The 239-nt window shown below is 55.6% G+C and carries 1 pseudogene; it reads right to left on the reverse strand.

The window, feature by feature from the left end:
• A pseudogene (locus AAC854_RS23640) lies at positions 1-239 on the reverse strand (type VI secretion system baseplate subunit TssF); the annotation flags it as partial.

Genomic DNA, 239 nt, shown 5'->3' on the forward strand with positions numbered 1-239 from the left:
TCCGGTCGGTCAAACGCTCTTCTGCCTGCAAAATGCCGTCAATGTGTTGACGGAACTGACGACTCAGGGGACGATGCGTATCGGCATACGGGTCAAACAACCGGAGAAACTTTTTCAGGCTGTCGGTAGCAAACAGCATCATCGGCGGGCTGGAAAGGCAGGACAGCAGCGGCCAGCCGCTATTTTCCTGCAACAGGGGCGGGTAATCGGCTGCGACCGGTGTGATATTGTGTACATTG

It is taken from the genome of Xenorhabdus entomophaga, from assembly GCF_037996725.1.
In the GTDB taxonomy this organism is placed as follows: Bacteria; Pseudomonadota; Gammaproteobacteria; order Enterobacterales; family Enterobacteriaceae; genus Xenorhabdus; species Xenorhabdus khoisanae.